This window comes from Curtobacterium subtropicum, assembly GCF_030362975.1.
Classification (GTDB): Bacteria; Actinomycetota; Actinomycetes; order Actinomycetales; family Microbacteriaceae; genus Curtobacterium; species Curtobacterium subtropicum.
The window spans coordinates 63,838-80,228 of record NZ_JAUCMM010000010.1; the positions used below are offsets into that span (position 1 = coordinate 63,838).

15 protein-coding genes are annotated in these 16,391 nt (G+C 70.5%); 3 read left to right on the forward strand and 12 right to left on the reverse strand.

Going from position 1 to position 16,391, the window contains the following annotated elements:
• Positions 1–116: 116 nt before the first annotated feature.
• The 5 genes from guaA to QUG98_RS13410 are packed head-to-tail and all read right to left on the reverse strand — an operon-like array spanning position 117 to position 5,041.
• Entirely contained in the window at positions 117–1,712 is a 1,596-nt protein-coding gene (guaA, locus tag QUG98_RS13390; protein WP_289471046.1) for a glutamine-hydrolyzing GMP synthase, read from the reverse strand.
• Entirely contained in the window at positions 1,709–2,155 is a 447-nt protein-coding gene (locus QUG98_RS13395; RefSeq protein ID WP_289471048.1) for a DUF3817 domain-containing protein, read from the reverse strand. Before QUG98_RS13395 ends, guaA begins: the two co-directional genes overlap by 4 nt.
• Positions 2,156–2,165: 10 nt before the next feature.
• On the reverse strand, positions 2,166–3,014 hold the full coding sequence (locus QUG98_RS13400) for an SURF1 family cytochrome oxidase biogenesis protein (RefSeq protein ID WP_289471049.1): 849 nt from the start codon (positions 3,012–3,014) through the stop codon (positions 2,166–2,168).
• 5 nt (positions 3,015–3,019) lie between these two features.
• Positions 3,020–4,507 (reverse strand): cation:proton antiporter, encoded by a 1,488-nt coding sequence (locus QUG98_RS13405; protein ID WP_289471050.1) that lies wholly within the window; start codon positions 4,505–4,507, stop codon positions 3,020–3,022.
• A 3-nt stretch (positions 4,508–4,510) separates the two neighbouring features.
• Positions 4,511–5,041, reverse strand: coding sequence for a cation:proton antiporter regulatory subunit (locus QUG98_RS13410; protein WP_058728934.1), 531 nt, complete (start codon positions 5,039–5,041; stop codon positions 4,511–4,513).
• A 74-nt stretch (positions 5,042–5,115) separates the two neighbouring features.
• On the opposite strand from QUG98_RS13410, the gene QUG98_RS13415 reads away from it, so the two are divergent.
• Positions 5,116–5,634, forward strand: coding sequence for a hypothetical protein (locus QUG98_RS13415; protein WP_289471052.1), 519 nt, complete (start codon positions 5,116–5,118; stop codon positions 5,632–5,634).
• Positions 5,635–5,721: 87 nt separating this feature from the next.
• Here the strand turns inward: QUG98_RS13415 and QUG98_RS13420 are convergent, their stop codons facing one another.
• The 7 genes from QUG98_RS13420 to QUG98_RS13450 all read right to left on the reverse strand — a co-directional run bounded on the left by QUG98_RS13420 (position 5,722) and on the right by QUG98_RS13450 (position 13,777).
• On the reverse strand, positions 5,722–7,644 hold the full coding sequence (locus tag QUG98_RS13420; RefSeq protein WP_289471054.1) for a glycerol-3-phosphate dehydrogenase/oxidase: 1,923 nt from the start codon (positions 7,642–7,644) through the stop codon (positions 5,722–5,724).
• Positions 7,645–7,734: 90 nt separating this feature from the next.
• On the reverse strand, positions 7,735–8,856 hold the full coding sequence (locus tag QUG98_RS13425; protein ID WP_289471055.1) for a GuaB3 family IMP dehydrogenase-related protein: 1,122 nt from the start codon (positions 8,854–8,856) through the stop codon (positions 7,735–7,737).
• Between the two features lie 170 nt (positions 8,857–9,026).
• Positions 9,027–9,212, reverse strand: coding sequence for a hypothetical protein (locus QUG98_RS13430; protein WP_224441865.1), 186 nt, complete (start codon positions 9,210–9,212; stop codon positions 9,027–9,029).
• Between the two features lie 365 nt (positions 9,213–9,577).
• On the reverse strand, positions 9,578–10,420 hold the full coding sequence (locus tag QUG98_RS13435) for an ABC transporter ATP-binding protein (protein ID WP_289471057.1): 843 nt from the start codon (positions 10,418–10,420) through the stop codon (positions 9,578–9,580).
• Positions 10,417–11,349 carry an ABC transporter ATP-binding protein gene (locus QUG98_RS13440; RefSeq protein WP_289471059.1) on the reverse strand — a complete coding sequence of 311 codons (933 nt, stop codon included), beginning with the start codon at positions 11,347–11,349 and terminating at the stop codon, positions 10,417–10,419. The genes QUG98_RS13435 and QUG98_RS13440 overlap by 4 nt, the downstream gene beginning before the upstream one ends.
• A complete protein-coding gene (locus QUG98_RS13445) occupies positions 11,342–12,328 on the reverse strand; it encodes a branched-chain amino acid ABC transporter permease (protein WP_137768382.1) in 987 nt (328 codons plus the stop codon). The genes QUG98_RS13440 and QUG98_RS13445 overlap by 8 nt, the downstream gene beginning before the upstream one ends.
• A 12-nt stretch (positions 12,329–12,340) precedes the next feature.
• Positions 12,341–13,777 (reverse strand): branched-chain amino acid ABC transporter permease, encoded by a 1,437-nt coding sequence (locus QUG98_RS13450; protein ID WP_289471063.1) that lies wholly within the window; start codon positions 13,775–13,777, stop codon positions 12,341–12,343.
• 307 nt (positions 13,778–14,084) lie between these two features.
• On the opposite strand from QUG98_RS13450, the gene guaB reads away from it, so the two are divergent.
• Both guaB and QUG98_RS13460 read left to right on the forward strand, forming a co-directional pair.
• Positions 14,085–15,587 (forward strand): IMP dehydrogenase, encoded by a 1,503-nt coding sequence (gene guaB, locus QUG98_RS13455; RefSeq protein WP_289471064.1) that lies wholly within the window; start codon positions 14,085–14,087, stop codon positions 15,585–15,587.
• Positions 15,588–15,789: 202 nt separating this feature from the next.
• Positions 15,790–16,353, forward strand: coding sequence for a hypothetical protein (locus tag QUG98_RS13460; protein ID WP_289471066.1), 564 nt, complete (start codon positions 15,790–15,792; stop codon positions 16,351–16,353).
• The last annotated feature ends 38 nt before the right edge of the window (positions 16,354–16,391 follow it).

Genomic DNA, 16,391 nt, shown 5'->3' on the forward strand with positions numbered 1-16,391 from the left:
GGCATGTCGTGCGCCCACCACGACGCCCTGACGCGACGAGGGCGGACGCGACGAGGGCGGACGCGACGAGGGCCCGGCACGCAGCGCGTACCGGGCCCTCGGGCGTCAGGGAGCGACTACTCCCACTCGATCGTCCCCGGCGGCTTGCTCGTGACGTCGAGCACGACGCGGTTCACGTCGGGGACCTCGTTCGTGATGCGGTTCGAGATCTTCGCCAGGATGTCGTACGGCAGGCGCGTCCAGTCGGCCGTCATGGCGTCCTCGGAGGAGACCGGACGGAGCACGATGGGGTGGCCGTAGGTGCGGCCGTCACCCTGGACGCCCACGGAGCGGACGTCGGCGAGCAGGACGACCGGGCACTGCCAGATCTCCTCGTCGAGGCCGGCCGCGGTGAGTTCCTCACGCGCGATCTTGTCCGCCACACGGAGCAGCTCGAGGCGGTCCTTCGTGACCTCGCCGACGATGCGGATGCCGAGGCCCGGGCCGGGGAACGGCTGGCGGCCGACGATGACCTCGGGCAGCCCGAGCTCGCGACCGACGGCACGGACCTCGTCCTTGAACAGGGTGCGCAGCGGCTCGACGAGCTTGAACGTCATGTCCTCGGGCAGACCGCCGACGTTGTGGTGCGACTTGATGTTCGCCGTGCCGGAACCGCCGCCGGACTCGACCACGTCGGGGTAGAGCGTGCCCTGGACGAGGAACTCGACCTGACCGGCGTCGGAGTCCGAACCGGCTGCGTCCGCGCGGGCCTCGAGCACGAGGGCCTCGGCCGCCGCCTCGAACGTGCGGATGAACTCGCGCCCGATGATCTTGCGCTTCTGCTCGGGGTCGCTGACACCGGCGAGGGCGTCGAGGAACTGCTGCTCCGCGTCGACCGTGACCAGGCGGACACCGGTCGAGGCGACGTAGTCCTCCTCCACCTGCTTGCGCTCGTCGGCGCGCAGGAGCCCGTGGTCGACGAAGACGCACGTCAGCTGGTCGCCGACGGCCTTGTGCACCAGGGCAGCGGCCACGGCGGAGTCGACCCCGCCGGAGAGCCCCGCGATGACCCGTGCCGACCCGACCTGCTCCTTGATGCGGGCGACCTGCTCCTCGATGACGTTCGCGGAGTTCCAGTCGCCGGGCAGGCCGGCCGCGCGGTGCAGGAAGTTCTCGAGCACGGCCTGGCCGTACGCGGAGTGCTTCACCTCGGGGTGCCACTGCACGCCGTAGAGCTTGCGCTCGTCGGACGCGAACGCGGCGACCGGGGTCGAGGCGCTCGACGCGAGGACCTCGAAGCCCTCCGGGGCCTTCGCCACCGAGTCGCCGTGCGACATCCAGGTGACCTGGGACGCCGGCTGGTCACCGAGCAGGACGCTGTCCGTGCCCGAGACGGTCACGTCGGTGGCGCCGTACTCGCGGAGGCCGGTGTGCGCGACCTCGCCGCCGAGCGACTTCGCCATGGCCTGGAAGCCGTAGCAGATGCCGAGCACGGGGACACCGAGGTCGAGGATCTCGCCGTCGAGCGACGGGGCGCCGTCCTCGTACACGGACGAGGGGCCTCCGGACAGCACGATCGCTGCCGGGTCCTTCTCGCGGACCTCGTCCGCCGTGATCGAGTGCGGGACGATCTCGCTGTAGACGTTCGCCTCACGCACGCGCCGTGCGATCAGCTGGGCGTACTGGGCGCCGAAGTCGACGACCAGGACGGGGCGCTGTTCGGTCTCGCTCACCGAGCGGCCTCCTTCTCACGCTGCTGGGCAGCGGTCAGCTCGTGGTAGGTGTCCATGGCCTTCTGCTGCATGCGGTGCTCGACCACGAAGGACATGAACGGGATGATGCCGCCGAGGGCGATGAGCAGGAAGCGCGACGGCCTCCAGCGCATGATGCTCCACAGGCGGAAGTCCGTGAACAGGTACAGCACGTAGAGCCAGCCGTGCGCGATGAGGATCGCGATCGACAGGTTGAACGTGCCGGGTGCTTCGCCCGCGGTGCCGTTGGGCACGAAGAACGGGCCGTTGCCGAGCTGCATCTCGAGCTGCAGCGGCGTGTACTTGATGATGACCTCGATCACCAGCGCGAGCAGCAGCACGCCGGTGATGTACGCGGAGACGCGGTACCACTTCACCGCGCCCGGGATCTTCGGGATGTCACGCGTGCGGACGGTCAGGACCATGCAGTCGATCCTACCGTCGCGCCGGAGCGGACTCGGCGGGCTCCCCCGTGCCCGAGGCGACGTCGGTGCCCGAGGCGGCGTCGGTGCCCGAGACGGCGTCGGTGCCCGCGACCGCGGCGGCCTCGCGGGCGTCCTCCTGCTCGCGCTCCCAGGCGTCCTTCACGAACCGGTACCAGAGGAAGACGGCGAACCCGGCGAAGACGACCCACTCGATCGCGTAGAAGAGGTTGAGCCAGTCGAAGCGGACCTCGCGCGTCGGGGCACGGTCGGCGATGGTGCCGAGGTCGGCGGCCTTCGCGGTGGTGCCGTCCGCGACGACGTACCCGATGTACATCCGGTCGTCGAAGGCCCTCCAGGTGTTCACGAACCGGGCCGGCGCCACGGCGGAGTACTCGCCCTTGCTGTAGGCGTCCTGGTCCGGGGACTCCGCCGGGTAGTAGCGGCCCTGCACCGTGAGCTCCTGGCCGTCCGTCAGGCGCTCACCTCCCGCCTCGGCCTGACGCCGCTGGTCCGCCCACCCGATGACGACCGGCAGGCTCGCGCCGGTCTCGGTGTCGACGAGGTGCCCGATCGCCTGGTAGGTACCGCCGCCGGAGCGTCCGGTCAGGATCGTGGTGTCGCCGGCGACGAACGTGCCGGTGACGGTGACGCGCTGCCCCGCGATGTTCTCCGACGCCGCACGTCCGGGCGCGGTGACGTCGTCGAGCGACTTGCGGGTCTCGGTCGTCGCCGGCAGGGGCTTGCCGTTCGCGATGCTCCGCTCGAGCTGCCACTTGCCGAGGCCGGCGAAGACCCCCGCGAGCACGAGCGCCAGCAGGAGCAGTGCGATCCACCTCGGTCGTCGGGCTAAGGCCCACATCTGTATCAGTACTCCGGATCGCGCTGGCGGACCGGGCGCTTCGGGCGCTCGGCAGGGACGTCCACCGGCGACGTCACGGGTTCGCTCGTCGTCGGCTCCGGTGACCCATTCTCGCGCTCTTCCCTGCCCGCAGCCTCCACGAGGGCGAACTCCTCGGCGAACTGCCGGTCACGCTCGGCACGACGGGCGGCTGCCGCGGCGTCCTGGTCGGCCACGGCGGCCTCGGCGGCAGTGTCGATCGCCTCGTCGAGGGCCGGCCCCGCCGGGACCGCGCCGGCCCCGCGCCGACCGAGCCGCGCACGCAGGCGCTGGCGCAGCCGCGCCACCCGGGCCGGACGCACCACGAGGCGGCCGATGCGGTCCGAGTTCACGGCGAGCAGCGGACCGAGGACGGCCATCACGAGGACGTAGAGGCCCGCGAAGGCGGTGATCCGCGCCTCCAGGCCGGCGGCAGCCGACAGCGTCGCGAGGATGAGCGCGAACTCGCCACGGTTCACCAGGATGACCGCGGTGTTGATGCCCTGCTGGACGTCGAAGCCGTTCATCCGGGCGACGATCTGCCCGGCGACGGCGTTCAGCACGACCGTCATGCCGATGGCGCCGAGGACGGGCCAGAGCACCTCGCCGAAGGTCGACAGGTCGAGACCCAGGCCGAAGTTCACGAAGAAGAACGCAGCGAAGACGTCGCGCATCGGCAGGGCGAGCTGCTCGATGCGGTCCCGGTAGCGGGTCGCACCGCAGAGCAGGCCGATCACGAACGCCCCGATGGCGTCGGTCACGCCGAGCAGGTCGCCGATGCCGCCGAACATCACCGCGAGGCCGAAGAACAGCACGGTGAACAGCTCGTCGTCGCGGGTCGCGAAGATCTTCGACACCCACTTGCCGGCGAACCGGGCGAGGGTGAACATCACGACGAGGAACCCGAAGGCGAGGGCGAGCTTGCCGACCACGGCCCACAGGTTCGTGTCGCCGGAGAGCACGACGGAGACGATCGCCAGGTAGATGGCGATGAAGACGTCCTCGATCACGGTGACGCCGAGGATCATCGGGGTCTCGTCGTTGGCGAGGCGCCGCAGCTCGATGAGCAGCTTCGTCACGATCGCGCTCGACGAGGTCGCCGTCATGCCCGCGATGATCAGGGCCTCACGGGTCCCCCAGCCGAGCGAGAACCCGAACGCGAAGCCGATCCCCATGTTGATCGCGACGTAGGTCCCGCCGGAGACCAGGAGCTTCCCGGCGTTGCCGTAGAACTCCTCCTGGTCGAACTCCAACCCGAGGTTGAAGAGCAGCAGGATGAGGCCGAACGTCGCGATCAGCTCGATCGTGTGCGACTCGACGTTCAGACCGATCCACGGGGTGTGCGGGCTCGCGATGAGCCCGACCACCATGTAGATCGGGATGGCGGGCAGGCCGATGGTCTTGCCCAGGCGTCCGAGGACGTAGGCGATGATGAACAGGCCGCCGATGGTCAGCAGCTCACCACCCAGGTGCATCCGCTAGCTCCCGGGCGGCGCCTCGGCGGCCGCGGCCGCGAGCTGACCGCTGCGGTAGAAGGAGAACGCCTTGGCGACCTTCTCTGGTGCGCCGGCGACGACGATGGTGTCACCGGGGAACACGACGAAGTCGGGCGAGGGCGCGGGGTTCGCGCTGTCGCCGCGGACGACCGCGACGACGGTCAGGCCGATGAAGCCCGAGTCGTGCAGGTCACCGAGGGGCTTGCCGGCGATGGCGTCCTCGTAGTCGACGCTGAACCAGTCGATGGACAGGCCGGGGATCTCGTCGAGCTTGTCGAGGCCCTCGGTGATCCGGGTGCCGCCGAGCAGTTCGGCGAGGGTGTGCGCCTCGTCCTCGCTCAGACGGAGCGAGACCTTCTCGGACTTGTCCGCGCCGTCGGAGACGTCGGCGAACGAGATGAGGTCGGAGTGCCCCGATCGGTGCGTGATGACACCGCACTTGCCACCGTCGTCGGTGTAGAAGCTGTGCAGCACGCCGACTCCGGGGAGTTTGACGCGATGGACGTCGACCATGATGGCTCCCTTGGTGAGTACCCCGATGATAACCACCGGGTCGCTCCGGCCATTCCGCACGCTACGGTCGTGGCATGGGGAACACACGCGGGGCCGTCCGCATCGTCGTCGCCGTCGTCGGGGTGGTGGTCGTCGCGGCGTACGCGGCACTGCTGGCCGTCAACGCGCTCGTGCTCGATCCGCTCGCGGCGGTGCCCGGGGCGACCCTGCCCGAGATCCACGCCCGCGTCGGGGCTGCCGGGTTCTCCGTCGCCGGTGACGTCCGGGGCGTCGTGGTCGTCGCGTCGATCGGGGTGGTCCTGGCCCTCGCCGCGTCGGTCGTCGGGCTCGCGGCACGGCTGCCCGCGACGGTGGTCGCGGTCATGCACCTCGGCGTCCTCGCGGCGGGCGCGCTCGCGACATTCCAGTCGGGGTTCTGGCTCGGCATGGACGTCGCCGACACGTTCGGCACGAGCGGCGGCGCGCACACGATCTGGGCAGGCGTGCTGTACCTGACGAGCCTCGCCGCGTTCGTCGCGATCCCGGTCGTCCTGTTCCTCACCGCTGTCCGCACCCGCAACACGCAACGTCGGCGACGGCTCGCAGCGGTGTAGCGCTGCGAGGAACCGCCGACGTTGTGTTCCGCGGGAGGGACGGACGGGAGGCACGGGGCGGGCCGCCACGCGCCTCCCGTCCGTCGCCTACCGCGGTTCGCTCGTCTTCTCGCCCTCGACCTGCTCGTCGGTCGCCTTCGCGCCCTCGGCGCCGCTCGAGCGGCCACCGCCGACGACGACGTCGTCCTCGTCGAAGCCGAACGCGATGTCCGGCGCCTCGAGCCGCACCCGGTCGGCCGACTCGTCGTCGGGCTGCAGCTGCGACTCGCGCTCGGCGGCGACGCGCTTCAGGTAGTTCGACACCTCGTGCTCGGTCGTCTCCTGGTCCCACCCGAGGACACCCGCCATGAGCTTGGCGGCGACCGGGGCCGCCTCTTCTCCGCGGTCCCACGCCTCGATCGAGATCCGGGTGCGACGGGCGAGGACGTCCTCCAGGTGCAGGGCCCCCTCGTGCGAGGCGGCGTACACGACCTCGGCGCCGATGTAGTCGTCCGCCTGCGGCAGCGGCTCGGCGAGCGACGGGTCCTGCTCCACGAGCTGCAGCACCTCGGTCGCCTGCGTGCCGTACCGGTTCAGCAGGTGCTCGATCCGGACCTTGTGCACGCCGAACTGCCTCGCGGTCCGTCCGCGACGGTTCCACGCGGCCGGGTAGCCCTCGGCGCCGACCAGCGGGATGTCCTCGGTCGTCGACTCCGGGATCTTCCCGTCCATGGCGGCCACCGCCTCGTCGATGGCGTCCTTGCCCATCACGCGGTAGGTCGTCCACTTGCCACCCGCGACGACCACCAGGCCCGGGGCGGTGTGCGCGACGACGTGCTCGCGGCTGAGCTGCGACGTCTGGTCCGACTCCCCCGCGAGCAGCGGTCGGAGGCCGGCGTAGACGCCCTCGACGTCCTCGCGGGTGAGCGGCACCGCGAGCACCTTGTTCACGTGCTCGAGGATGTAGTCGATGTCCGCCGCCGTCGCCGCCGGGTGCGCCTTGTCGAGGTTCCAGTCGGTGTCCGTCGTGCCGACGAGCCAGTGCCGGCCCCACGGGATCACGAAGAGGACGCTCTTCTCGGTGCGGAGGATCATGCCGGTGTTCGACTGGAAGCGGTCGCGCGGGATGACCAGGTGGACGCCCTTCGACGCCCGCACCTTGAACTGCCCGCGGGTGCCGACCATCGCCTGGGTGTCGTCCGTCCAGACGCCCGTCGCGTTCACGACCTGCTTCGCCCGGATGTCGAACTTCTCGCCGGTCTGGATGTCGTGTGCGTGCGCCCCGACGACACGCTCCCCGACCTTGATGAAGCCCTCGATGCGGACCCGGCTCGCGGCGTGGGCGCCGTACGACGCGGCGGTGCGCACGAGCGACGCGACGTAGCGGGCGTCGTCGACCTGGGCGTCGTAGTAGGTCATGCCGCCGACGAAGGCGTCCTTCTTCAGGCCCGGCATGTTCTTCAGCACCTGCTTGCGGCTGAGGTGCCGGTGGTGCGGGACGCCGGGCGGACGGCCGCCCGACCAGCTGAAGACGTCGTACATCGCCATGCCGATGCCGATGTAGAAGCGCTCCCACACGCGGTGGTTGAGCGGGTAGAGGAAGCGCACGGGCTTCACCAGGTGCGGGGCGATGCGCTGCAGCAGCAGGCCGCGTTCGATGAGCGCCTCGCGGACGAGCGCGAAGTTCAGCTGCTCGAGGTAGCGGATGCCACCGTGCACGAGCTTCGAGGAGCGGCTCGACGTGCCCGAACCCCAGTCACGGGCCTCGACGATGCCGACGCTCAGGCCGCGGGTGACCGCGTCGAGCGCACTGCCGCCGCCGACGATGCCGCCGCCGACGACCAGGACGTCGAGCTCCTTCGTCTTCAGCGCTTCGATCGCCGCGGCACGCTCGTCCGGTCCGAGCTTCGTGGACGGGTCAAAGCCGACGCCCGTGGACGTCGCTCCCGGAGCGCCGTTGACGGTGCTCTCGGCACCTGCGGTCGTCGCGTCCGTGCTGGTCTGCGTGGTGCTGCTGGCTGGCTTGGCCATCGTCGCCTCCGTGCGGGTTGCGCGCACGGAGCCGGCCTCCGCGCACGGGAGCGCCGAGGCGTCACCCGCGCGGGAGCACGGGTGCCACCGTCACTGCTGGTGGTACGGCGCCACGACCACTTCTACTCGCTGGAACTCCTTGACGTCGGAGTATCCGGTGGTGGCCATCGAGCGACGCAGTGCGCCGACCAGGTTCGCGCGGCCGTCCCACGACGGGGTCGGGCCGTTCAGCACGTTCTCGAGCGGAGCGATCTGGCCGACCTCGACCCGGCGACCGCGGGGCAGCTCGGAGTGGTGCGCCTCGGCACCCCAGTGGAAGCCGCCGCCGGGGGCCTCGGTCGCGCGGGCCAGCGCCGTGCCGAGCATGACCGCGTCGGCACCGACGGCGATCGCCTTGACGACGTCACCGGCGGTGTCGAGCCCGCCGTCCGCGATGACGTGCACGTAGCGGCCGCCGGACTCGTCCATGTAGTCGCGACGGGCACCGGCGACGTCGGCGACCGCCGTGGCCATCGGCGCGTGGATGCCCAGCGCGGCGCGGGTCGTCGAGGCAGCGCCACCGCCGAAGCCGACGAGCACGCCGGCTGCTCCGGTGCGCATGAGGTGCAGCGCCGAGGTGTACGTCGAGGCGCCGCCCACGATGACCGGCACGTCGAGCTCGTAGATGAACTTCTTGAGGTTGAGCGGCTCCTGGTTCTGGGAGACGTGCTCCGCCGAGACCGTCGTACCGCGGATGACGAACAGGTCGACACCGGCGTCGACGACCGTCTGCGAGAACTCCTGCGTGCGCTGCGGGCTGAGCGACCCGGCGACCGGGACCCCGGCGGCGCGGATCTCGGCCAGGCGTGCGGTGATCAGCTCGGCCTTGACCGGCTCGGAGTAGATCTCCTGCATGCGCTTCGTGACGTTGCCGTCGGTGAGGGTCTTGATCTCGTCGTAGTACGGGGTCGGGTCCTCGTACCGGGTCCACAGGCCCTCGAGGTCGAGCACGCCGAGGATCCCGAGCTTGCCCATCTGGATGACCGTCGCCGGCGAGGACACCGAGTCCATCGGCGCCGAGAGGATCGGCGACGCGAACGTGAACGCGTCGATCGACCACTGCACGCTCACGTCGTGCGGGTCACGGGTGCGCCGCGAGGGGACCACCGCGATGTCGTCGAACGCGTAGGCCCGACGGCCGCGCTTGCCTGCACCGATCTCGACTTCAGTCACCGGGCAAGCCTAGCGGGCGGGGTCCGGGAGTGGGACGGGTGGACGGTGCAGCGGGACCCGTCGGACGGGGGCGTCGTGACCGCGATCGTCGCTGCCGCGGGCGTCACCGCCGGGATCGTCGCCGGGTCGTCACCGGGATGTCCACCGGGGTCGTCACCGCCGGGACCTCGTCACCGCCGGGGTCGTGCCCGTCGCTTCCGGAGCGCCCGCAGGACGAGCCCGAGCAGGAGCGCCAGCACGATCAGCACCACGAGGAGCGCGGCCGCGACCTTCACCAGCAGGGCGGCACCGACGAAGAGCACCGCGAATACGACCCAGACGAGGGCGTCGAGCACGAGGGGACCGGGGGTGCGCACGTGCGTCACGCTAGCCGACGGAGGGGAGCCGGTGGCGTGCCGACGGGCGCGGCGGGGCGGGGGTGGGTCGTGCCTCCAGACCGGCCGCGGGTGGGGGCGCGGCGGACGCGGGACGCCGGTGTCGACGCGAGACGCCGCCGACGACGCGGGACGCACCCGGATCCCGCGGCGTCCCGGCGCGACCGCGGCGTCCCGCTGACACGCCGGCGTCCCGGCGCGACGCCCGACCCGCGGCCTGGAGACCACCCGACGACCCGCAGACCGCCCGGGCATGAGGACGGGGCCGCGCGGCGCATCAGCAGCCTGCGCGGCCCCGTCGGGGTGCGGGTACCACCCCCACAGCAGTACCCGCGGGTCGACCCCGCTCAGCGAGCGGAGTCGACGTCCTTGGCGAGCGTCCCCAGGTAGAGCTCGATGACCTTCGGGTCGTCGGCGAGCTCGCGCCCGGTGCCCGAGTACGCGTTCCTCCCCTGGTCGAGCACGTACCCACGATCGCAGATCTGCAGACAGCGTCGCGCGTTCTGCTCGACCATGATGATCGACACCCCGGCCTTGTTGATCCGGCGTGTGCGGATGAAGGTCTCGTCCTGACGCACCGGCGACAGGCCCGCCGAGGGCTCGTCGAGCAGCAGCACCTTCGGGTCCATCATCAGCGCGCGGGCCATCGCGACCGACTGCCGCTCACCACCGGACAGGGAGCCCGCCCGCTGGGTGCGCCGCTGGCCGAGGACCGGGAACAGGTCGTAGATGACCTCGAGCCGCTCGGCGAACTTCTTCGGGCGCAGGTACAGGCCCATCTGCAGGTTCTCCTCGATCGAGAGCGAGGGGAACACGTTGTTCGTCTGCGGCACGAAGCCGACGCCGGCCTGCACGAGCTTGTTCGCCTTGAGGTTGGTGATGTCCTCGCCCTGCAGGGACACCGAGCCCTCGCGGATCGAGACGAGGCCGAACAGCGCCTTGAGGAGCGTCGACTTGCCGGCGCCGTTCGGGCCGATGATGCCGATGAGCTCGCCCGGGTAGCAGTCGAGGTCGCAGCCGTTGAGGATGTTGACGCCGGGCAGGTACCCCGCGACGAGGTTCTTCGCGGTGAGGACGGGTTCGCCACGGTCGATCGTCGCGGTCGCGCCCGTCGGGCTGGTCGCGCCGGTCGCGCCGGTCGCCGGACTGGAGGCGCGGCTCGCGTCCGCTGCGTTCGGTGCGTCGGTCATCGGGTCGCCTCCTGCTCGTCCTGCTTGCGGTGGTCGTCCGCCCTGGGGTGGTCGTCCGCCGCTTCTTCTTCCGCCACCTCTTCGGCCAGCTCCTCGTAGGTCTCCTCGGTGAGGAGCGAGTCGTCGCCCAGGTCGGTGTCGTGGTGCGCACCGAGGTACGCGTCGATGACGGCGCGGTCGTCCATCACCGTGTCCGCCGGCCCCTCGGCGACGACCTTGCCCTCGGCCATCACGACGACCCAGTCCGAGATGTGCCGGACCATGTGCATGTCGTGCTCGACGAAGAGCACGGTCATGCCGTCGTCGCGCAGGGACTGGATGTGCCCGAGCAGCGACTGGGTGAGCGCGGGGTTCACGCCGGCCATCGGCTCGTCGAGCATGATCATCGTCGGGTCGGACATGAGCGCGCGGGCCATCTCGAGCAGCTTGCGCTGACCGCCGGAGAGCGAGCCCGCGTAGTCGTCCTTCTTCTCGAGGAGCTTGAAGCGCGCGAGCAGGTCCTCGGCCTTCGCGGTGATCTCGCGCTCGCGCTTCCGCCAGAGTGCCGGGACCAGGCCGACGAAGAAGTTCTCGCCCGGCTGGTCGCGGGCGCCGAGCAGCATGTTCTGCATCACGGTGAGGCGGCTCAGCGCCTTCGTGAGCTGGAAGGTGCGCACCATGCCCTTGTTCGCGATGTGCGTCGCGCTCGTCTTCTGCAGCGTGTCGCCGTTGAAGCGGGTCGTCGCACCGGGGCTCGGCTTGTCGAACCCGGTGAGCAGGTTGAAGAACGTCGTCTTGCCGGCGCCGTTCGGCCCGATGAGTGCGGTGATGGTCCCGCGCTGCACCTCGAGGTGGTCGACGTCGACCGCCGTCATGCCGCCGAAGTGCCGGGTGACGCCGTCGACGGTCAGGATCGGGTCGGACTTCGTGTGGGTGTAGGTCTCAGACACTGAACGACAGCTCCTTCTTGTTGCCCAGGAGTCCCTGTGGCCGGAACACGATGAGGAGCATGAGCGCGACGCCGACGAGCACGTAGGAGAACTGCTCCGCCTGCTGCGCGTTCATGATCGAGTCGGGGATGAAGTCCCCGGCCAGGGTGCGGACGAAGAGCCGCACGACGAAGAACAGGATCGCCCCGAGCACCGGGCCGAAGACGGTCGCGGCGCCACCGAGGATGAGCGCGGTCCAGATGAAGAACGTCATCGAACGGCCCATCGCGTCGGGCTGCACGGAGCTCGGCAGCACGTAGATCACCCCGGCGAGCGCCCCGAGGGCACCACCGAAGACGAGCGCCTGCATCTTGTACGAGTAGACGTTCTTGCCGAGGGAGCGGACGGCGTCCTCGTCCTCGCGGATCGCCTTCACGACGCGGCCCCACGGGCTGCGCATGAGCAGGAAGAGCACGAGGGTGAAGAGCGCCACGAGGCCCCACGCGGCGATGCGGATCCACCAGCCGTTGACCCCGTTGTTCGAGTACGTGAACCACAGGATGCTCGTGGTGCCGTCGGGCAGCGGGCTCAGCGCGTTGAACGGGTCGCGGTAGGCCGAGCCGGCGATGCCGTTCGAACCGCCGGTGGTGTTCGTCAGCAGGCTGGAGCGTCCGACCATGCGGATGATCTCGGCACCGGAGATCGTCACGATCGCCAGGTAGTCCCCGCGCAACCGCAGGGTCGGGATGCCGAGGATGACCGCGAAGACGATGGCCACCGCCAGCGCGACGAGCACCGCCATCACGAAGGGCAGGCCGTTCGTGATCGAGATCGCGAAGCCGTAGGCGCCGAGCAGGAGGAACGCCGCCTGGCCCATGTTGATCAGGCCGGTCAGACCGAAGTGCACGTTGAGGCCGATCGCGGCCAGGGCGAACGCCGCCGTGGTGGGGGCGAGCGCCTCCTGCGTCAGCGAGGACAGCAGGTTCAGGATGTAGTCCATGTCGGTGCTCCCTTAGCCGATGCGCTCGGCGCGACCGAAGATGCCCTGCGGCCGGAACAGCAGGATGAGGATGAGGATCACGAGGGCCGTGGCGTACTTGAAGTCGCCCGGCAGCACGAGGTTCGTGAGCTCGACGACGATGCCGATGATCATCGAGCCGACGAGGGCGCCGTACGCGGTGCCGAGACCGCCGAGCGTGACGGACGCGAACATGAGCAGCAGCAGCTGGAGGCCGGTCTGCCAGTTCACGCCGTTCAGCACGAGGCCGAGCATCACGCCGGACAGGCCCGCGAGACCGGCTGCGAGCGTCCACACGAAGCGGATCACCCGGTCGACGTCGATGCCGGACGCCGCGGCGAGCGCCGGGTTGTCCGACACCGCGCGGGTGGCCCGGCCGAAGCGGGTCTTGGCGAGGAACAGGCCGGTGCCGACGAGGACGACGAGTGCGATGCCCATGGCGACGTAGGACTGCACGGTCAGCGTCAGGCCGGCGAAGGTCACCGTCTCGGGGTTGCCCTGCTGGATGCGGACGGTCGAGGCGCCGAAGAAGTACTGGAAGGCGTACTGCGCGGCGATGGAGAGACCGATGGTCACGATCATCAGCTGCGTCAGGCTGATCCGGCGGCGTCGCAACGGTCGCCAGATCGCCGCGTCCTGCAGGTACCCGGTCGCGGCGCAGAGCAGCGTCACGACGATGCCGGTGATCCAGATGTTCCACCCGAGCTGGTTCGCGAAGACGTAGGCGAGGAGGCCGCCGAGGGTCACCTGCTCACCGTGCGAGAAGCTCGACAGGCCGGTGGTGCCGTAGATGAGCGAGAGGCCGACCGAGGCCAGGGCAATGAGGAGCCCGAGCCGGATGCCCGAGGCGAGCTGCTGCCAGGCACGTGCGGCACTGACGCTGCTCGTGTCGTCGCTGGTGGTCGCGCCCTGCTGGTCGGACAGCTGGAAGATCTGTCCGACGTTGGCGTTGAGCGTGGCGTTCACCTTGCGGTCCGCATCGGCGGCGTCGGTCAGGTACTGCCCCTTCGGCAGCGAGTCCTGGTCGACGCTCACGGTGTACTGCCCCGCGGTCGTGACCGTGACGGACCAGCGCCCGGCGTCGTCGGTCGTCGCGGTCTGGGCGAACCCGCCCGGTCCGGCGACGTCGACGTCGACCCCGCTCGCCGGCTTCCGCTCGGAGTCGAGGATGGTGCCCCGGATGCAGCCGTTCGTCGGGCTGACGGCACAGGGGCCCTCGGCCGTGGACGCGCTGCCGGTGCTCGGGCTGCTGCTGGCGGAGGGACTGCTCGTCGCCGCGTCGGCCGCGGGCGACACTGCCCAGTCGACCGCGAAGGTGGCGAGGAAGGCGAGGAAGAGTACTGCGGCGAGGACCAGGCGCTTGCGGCGGTCTGGTGCCCCACGGCGGAGCCGGCGCATGAGCGCTGACCCCGGCGGAGTGATGGAACCCACGGATGAGCCTCTCGTTCGGATAGTCGAGGACCATAGGGATTTTTTGTGTCCCCCGTGTTTCCAGCACGTCTCCTGCACAAATCGTGCTGCTTTCGTGACCGACACCCCCTCGATCCGCATGGATCCGCCCGTCCGGCCGGTACAGGATTCTCAGGAAGCGGCTGCGGCGTCGCGCACAGCTGCCCCTCAGGTCCGTTCGTCGGGGGACGCCGGAATGCTCCGCGTGTCGCGCGCGTTACCATGGCCCATCGGGAACCCGACGACGCGCCCCGGTGCCACCACTTCACCTCGCCCACGAAGGGGACCCATGGACCAGCCGGATCCGTTCGGATTCATCGGACTCACGTACGACGACGTCATGCTCCTGCCCGGGCACACCGACGTCATCCCGAGCGAGGCGTCCACGACGTCCCGGCTCACCAAGCGCATCGACGTGCACGTCCCGCTGCTGTCGGCGGCGATGGACACCGTGACCGAGGCCCGCATGGCGATCGCCATGGCTCGTCAGGGCGGCATCGGCATCCTGCACCGCAACATGTCGATCGAGGACCAGGCCGCGTACGTCGACAAGGTCAAGCGGTCCGAGTCGGGCATGATCACGAACCCGGTGACGACGAGCCCGGAGGCCACCGTGGCCGAGGTCGACGCCGTCTGCGGGCAGTTCCGCGTCTCCGGCCTGCCGGTCGTCGAGGCGGACGGCACGCTCGTCGGCATCATCACGAACCGCGACATGCGCTTCGTCGCCCCGTTCGAGATGGGCACGACGCTCGTCCGCGACGTCATGACGAAGGCGCCGCTCATCACCGCGGCCGAGGGCATCGACCCCGAGGACGCCGTCGCGATCTTCGCGCAGCACAAGATCGAGAAGCTCCCGCTGGTCGACGCGGACGGCAAGCTCCGCGGGCTCATCACCGTCAAGGACTTCGACAAGAGCGAGAAGTACCCGGACGCCACGAAGGACGCCGAGGGCCGCCTGCGCGTCGGTGCTGCGATCGGCTTCTTCGGCGACGCCTGGCAGCGCGCCGAGGCCCTGCGCGACGCAGGCGTGGACGTCCTGGTCGTCGACACCGCGAACGGCGAGAGCGAGGGCGTGCTCGACATGGTCCGTCGTCTGAAGGCCGACCCGTCCTTCGCCGGCATCGACGTCATCGGCGGGAACGTCGCGACCCGCCAGGGCGCGCAGGCGCTCATCGACGCGGGCGTGGACGCGGTCAAGGTCGGCGTCGGCCCTGGTTCGATCTGCACCACCCGCGTGGTCGCCGGCGTCGGCGTCCCGCAGGTCACCGCCGTGTACGAGGCGTCGCTCGCCGCGCGGGAGGCCGGCGTGCCGGTCATCGCCGACGGCGGGCTGCAGTACTCGGGCGACATCGCGAAGGCCCTGGTCGCCGGTGCCGACACCGTCATGCTCGGCTCGCTCCTCGCGGGCACCGACGAGAGCCCGGGCGAGCTCGTCTTCGTCGGCGGGAAGCAGTACAAGGCGTACCGCGGGATGGGCTCCCTCGGCGCGCTGCAGACCCGCGGCGAGAAGACCTCGTACTCGAAGGACCGCTACTTCCAGGCGGACGTCCCCTCGGACGAGAAGCTCATCCCCGAGGGCATCGAGGGCCAGGTGCCGTACCGCGGCTCGGTCGCGAACGCCGTCTACCAGCTCGTCGGCGGTCTGCGGCAGTCGATGTTCTACGTCGGTGGGCGCACGGTGCCGGAGCTCAAGGCCCGCGGCAAGTTCGTCCGCATCACCGCAGCCGGGCTCAAGGAGTCGCACCCGCACGACATCAAGATGGTCGTCGAGGCCCCGAACTACCGCGGCTGACCCCGCCTCGTTCCCGCTCCCGCGAGACGCCCCCGTCGCATCGAGACGCCGCCGGATTCGGCGGCGTCTCGATGCGACGGGGGCGTTTCCCGTTGACGGGGGCGTCTCACGTGCCCCTCCACAGCTGATGCCGGCCGGGAGGCGCTCCACAGCTCAGGCGATCGTCTCCCGTCCACGCCGTGGTCGCGCGAGACTGCCGCGCATGTCAGTCACGCCGACTCCCGTCCTCGCCGCTCGTCCGGCGGACCTCCGCGACCCGGTCCGCCTGTTCCACGGGGTCGGGGTCGAACGCGAGGCGTGGGACGCGCTCGATGAACCCGGGCGCCGACGGCTCGTGGTGCGCGCCCGCCTCGCGGCCCTGCACCGTCCGGCGGTCGTCTCGCACCGGTTCGCCGGGGCGCTGTGGGGACTCCCCGAGCTCGGGCGCTGGGATCGGCGCCTGCACGTGACCGAGCACGCCGGTGTGCCGGACGACCCCTCGGCCGACGTGCGTCTTCAGCAGGACGAGTTCGTCACCGGTGCCGGACGCTTCCGGGTCGACTTCTGGTGGCCGTCCGCGGGCATCATCGGGGAGTTCGACGGCCGGGTGAAGTACGACCACCCTTCGACACTCTGGTCCGAGAAACGTCGCGAGGACGCACTGCGACGGCTGCCCGAGGTCAGGGGGTTCGCACGGTGGGGCATACGCGAAGCGCTCGACCCGGGGCTCCTGGCTCCCGTGCTGCTCGCGGCGGGCCTCCCGCTCGGACGAGGCTGGGCCGGGTGAGCACGATGACCGGGTGCTCTGCCCATCGGGCCATCCAG

Coding starts and splice junctions, on each gene's coding strand:
- QUG98_RS13395 (WP_289471048.1), bottom strand. CDS start 2,155: ATGGTCCTGACCGTCCGCACGCGTGACATCCCGAAGATCCCGGGCGCG.
- QUG98_RS13400 (WP_289471049.1), bottom strand. CDS start 3,014: ATGTGGGCCTTAGCCCGACGACCGAGGTGGATCGCACTGCTCCTGCTG.
- QUG98_RS13405 (WP_289471050.1), bottom strand. CDS start 4,507: ATGCACCTGGGTGGTGAGCTGCTGACCATCGGCGGCCTGTTCATCATC.
- QUG98_RS13410 (WP_058728934.1), bottom strand. CDS start 5,041: ATGGTCGACGTCCATCGCGTCAAACTCCCCGGAGTCGGCGTGCTGCAC.
- QUG98_RS13415 (WP_289471052.1), top strand. CDS start 5,116: ATGGGGAACACACGCGGGGCCGTCCGCATCGTCGTCGCCGTCGTCGGG.
- QUG98_RS13420 (WP_289471054.1), bottom strand. CDS start 7,644: ATGGCCAAGCCAGCCAGCAGCACCACGCAGACCAGCACGGACGCGACG.
- QUG98_RS13435 (WP_289471057.1), bottom strand. CDS start 10,420: ATGACCGACGCACCGAACGCAGCGGACGCGAGCCGCGCCTCCAGTCCG.
- QUG98_RS13445 (WP_137768382.1), bottom strand. CDS start 12,328: ATGGACTACATCCTGAACCTGCTGTCCTCGCTGACGCAGGAGGCGCTC.
- guaB (WP_289471064.1), top strand. CDS start 14,085: ATGGACCAGCCGGATCCGTTCGGATTCATCGGACTCACGTACGACGAC.
- QUG98_RS13460 (WP_289471066.1), top strand. CDS start 15,790: ATGTCAGTCACGCCGACTCCCGTCCTCGCCGCTCGTCCGGCGGACCTC.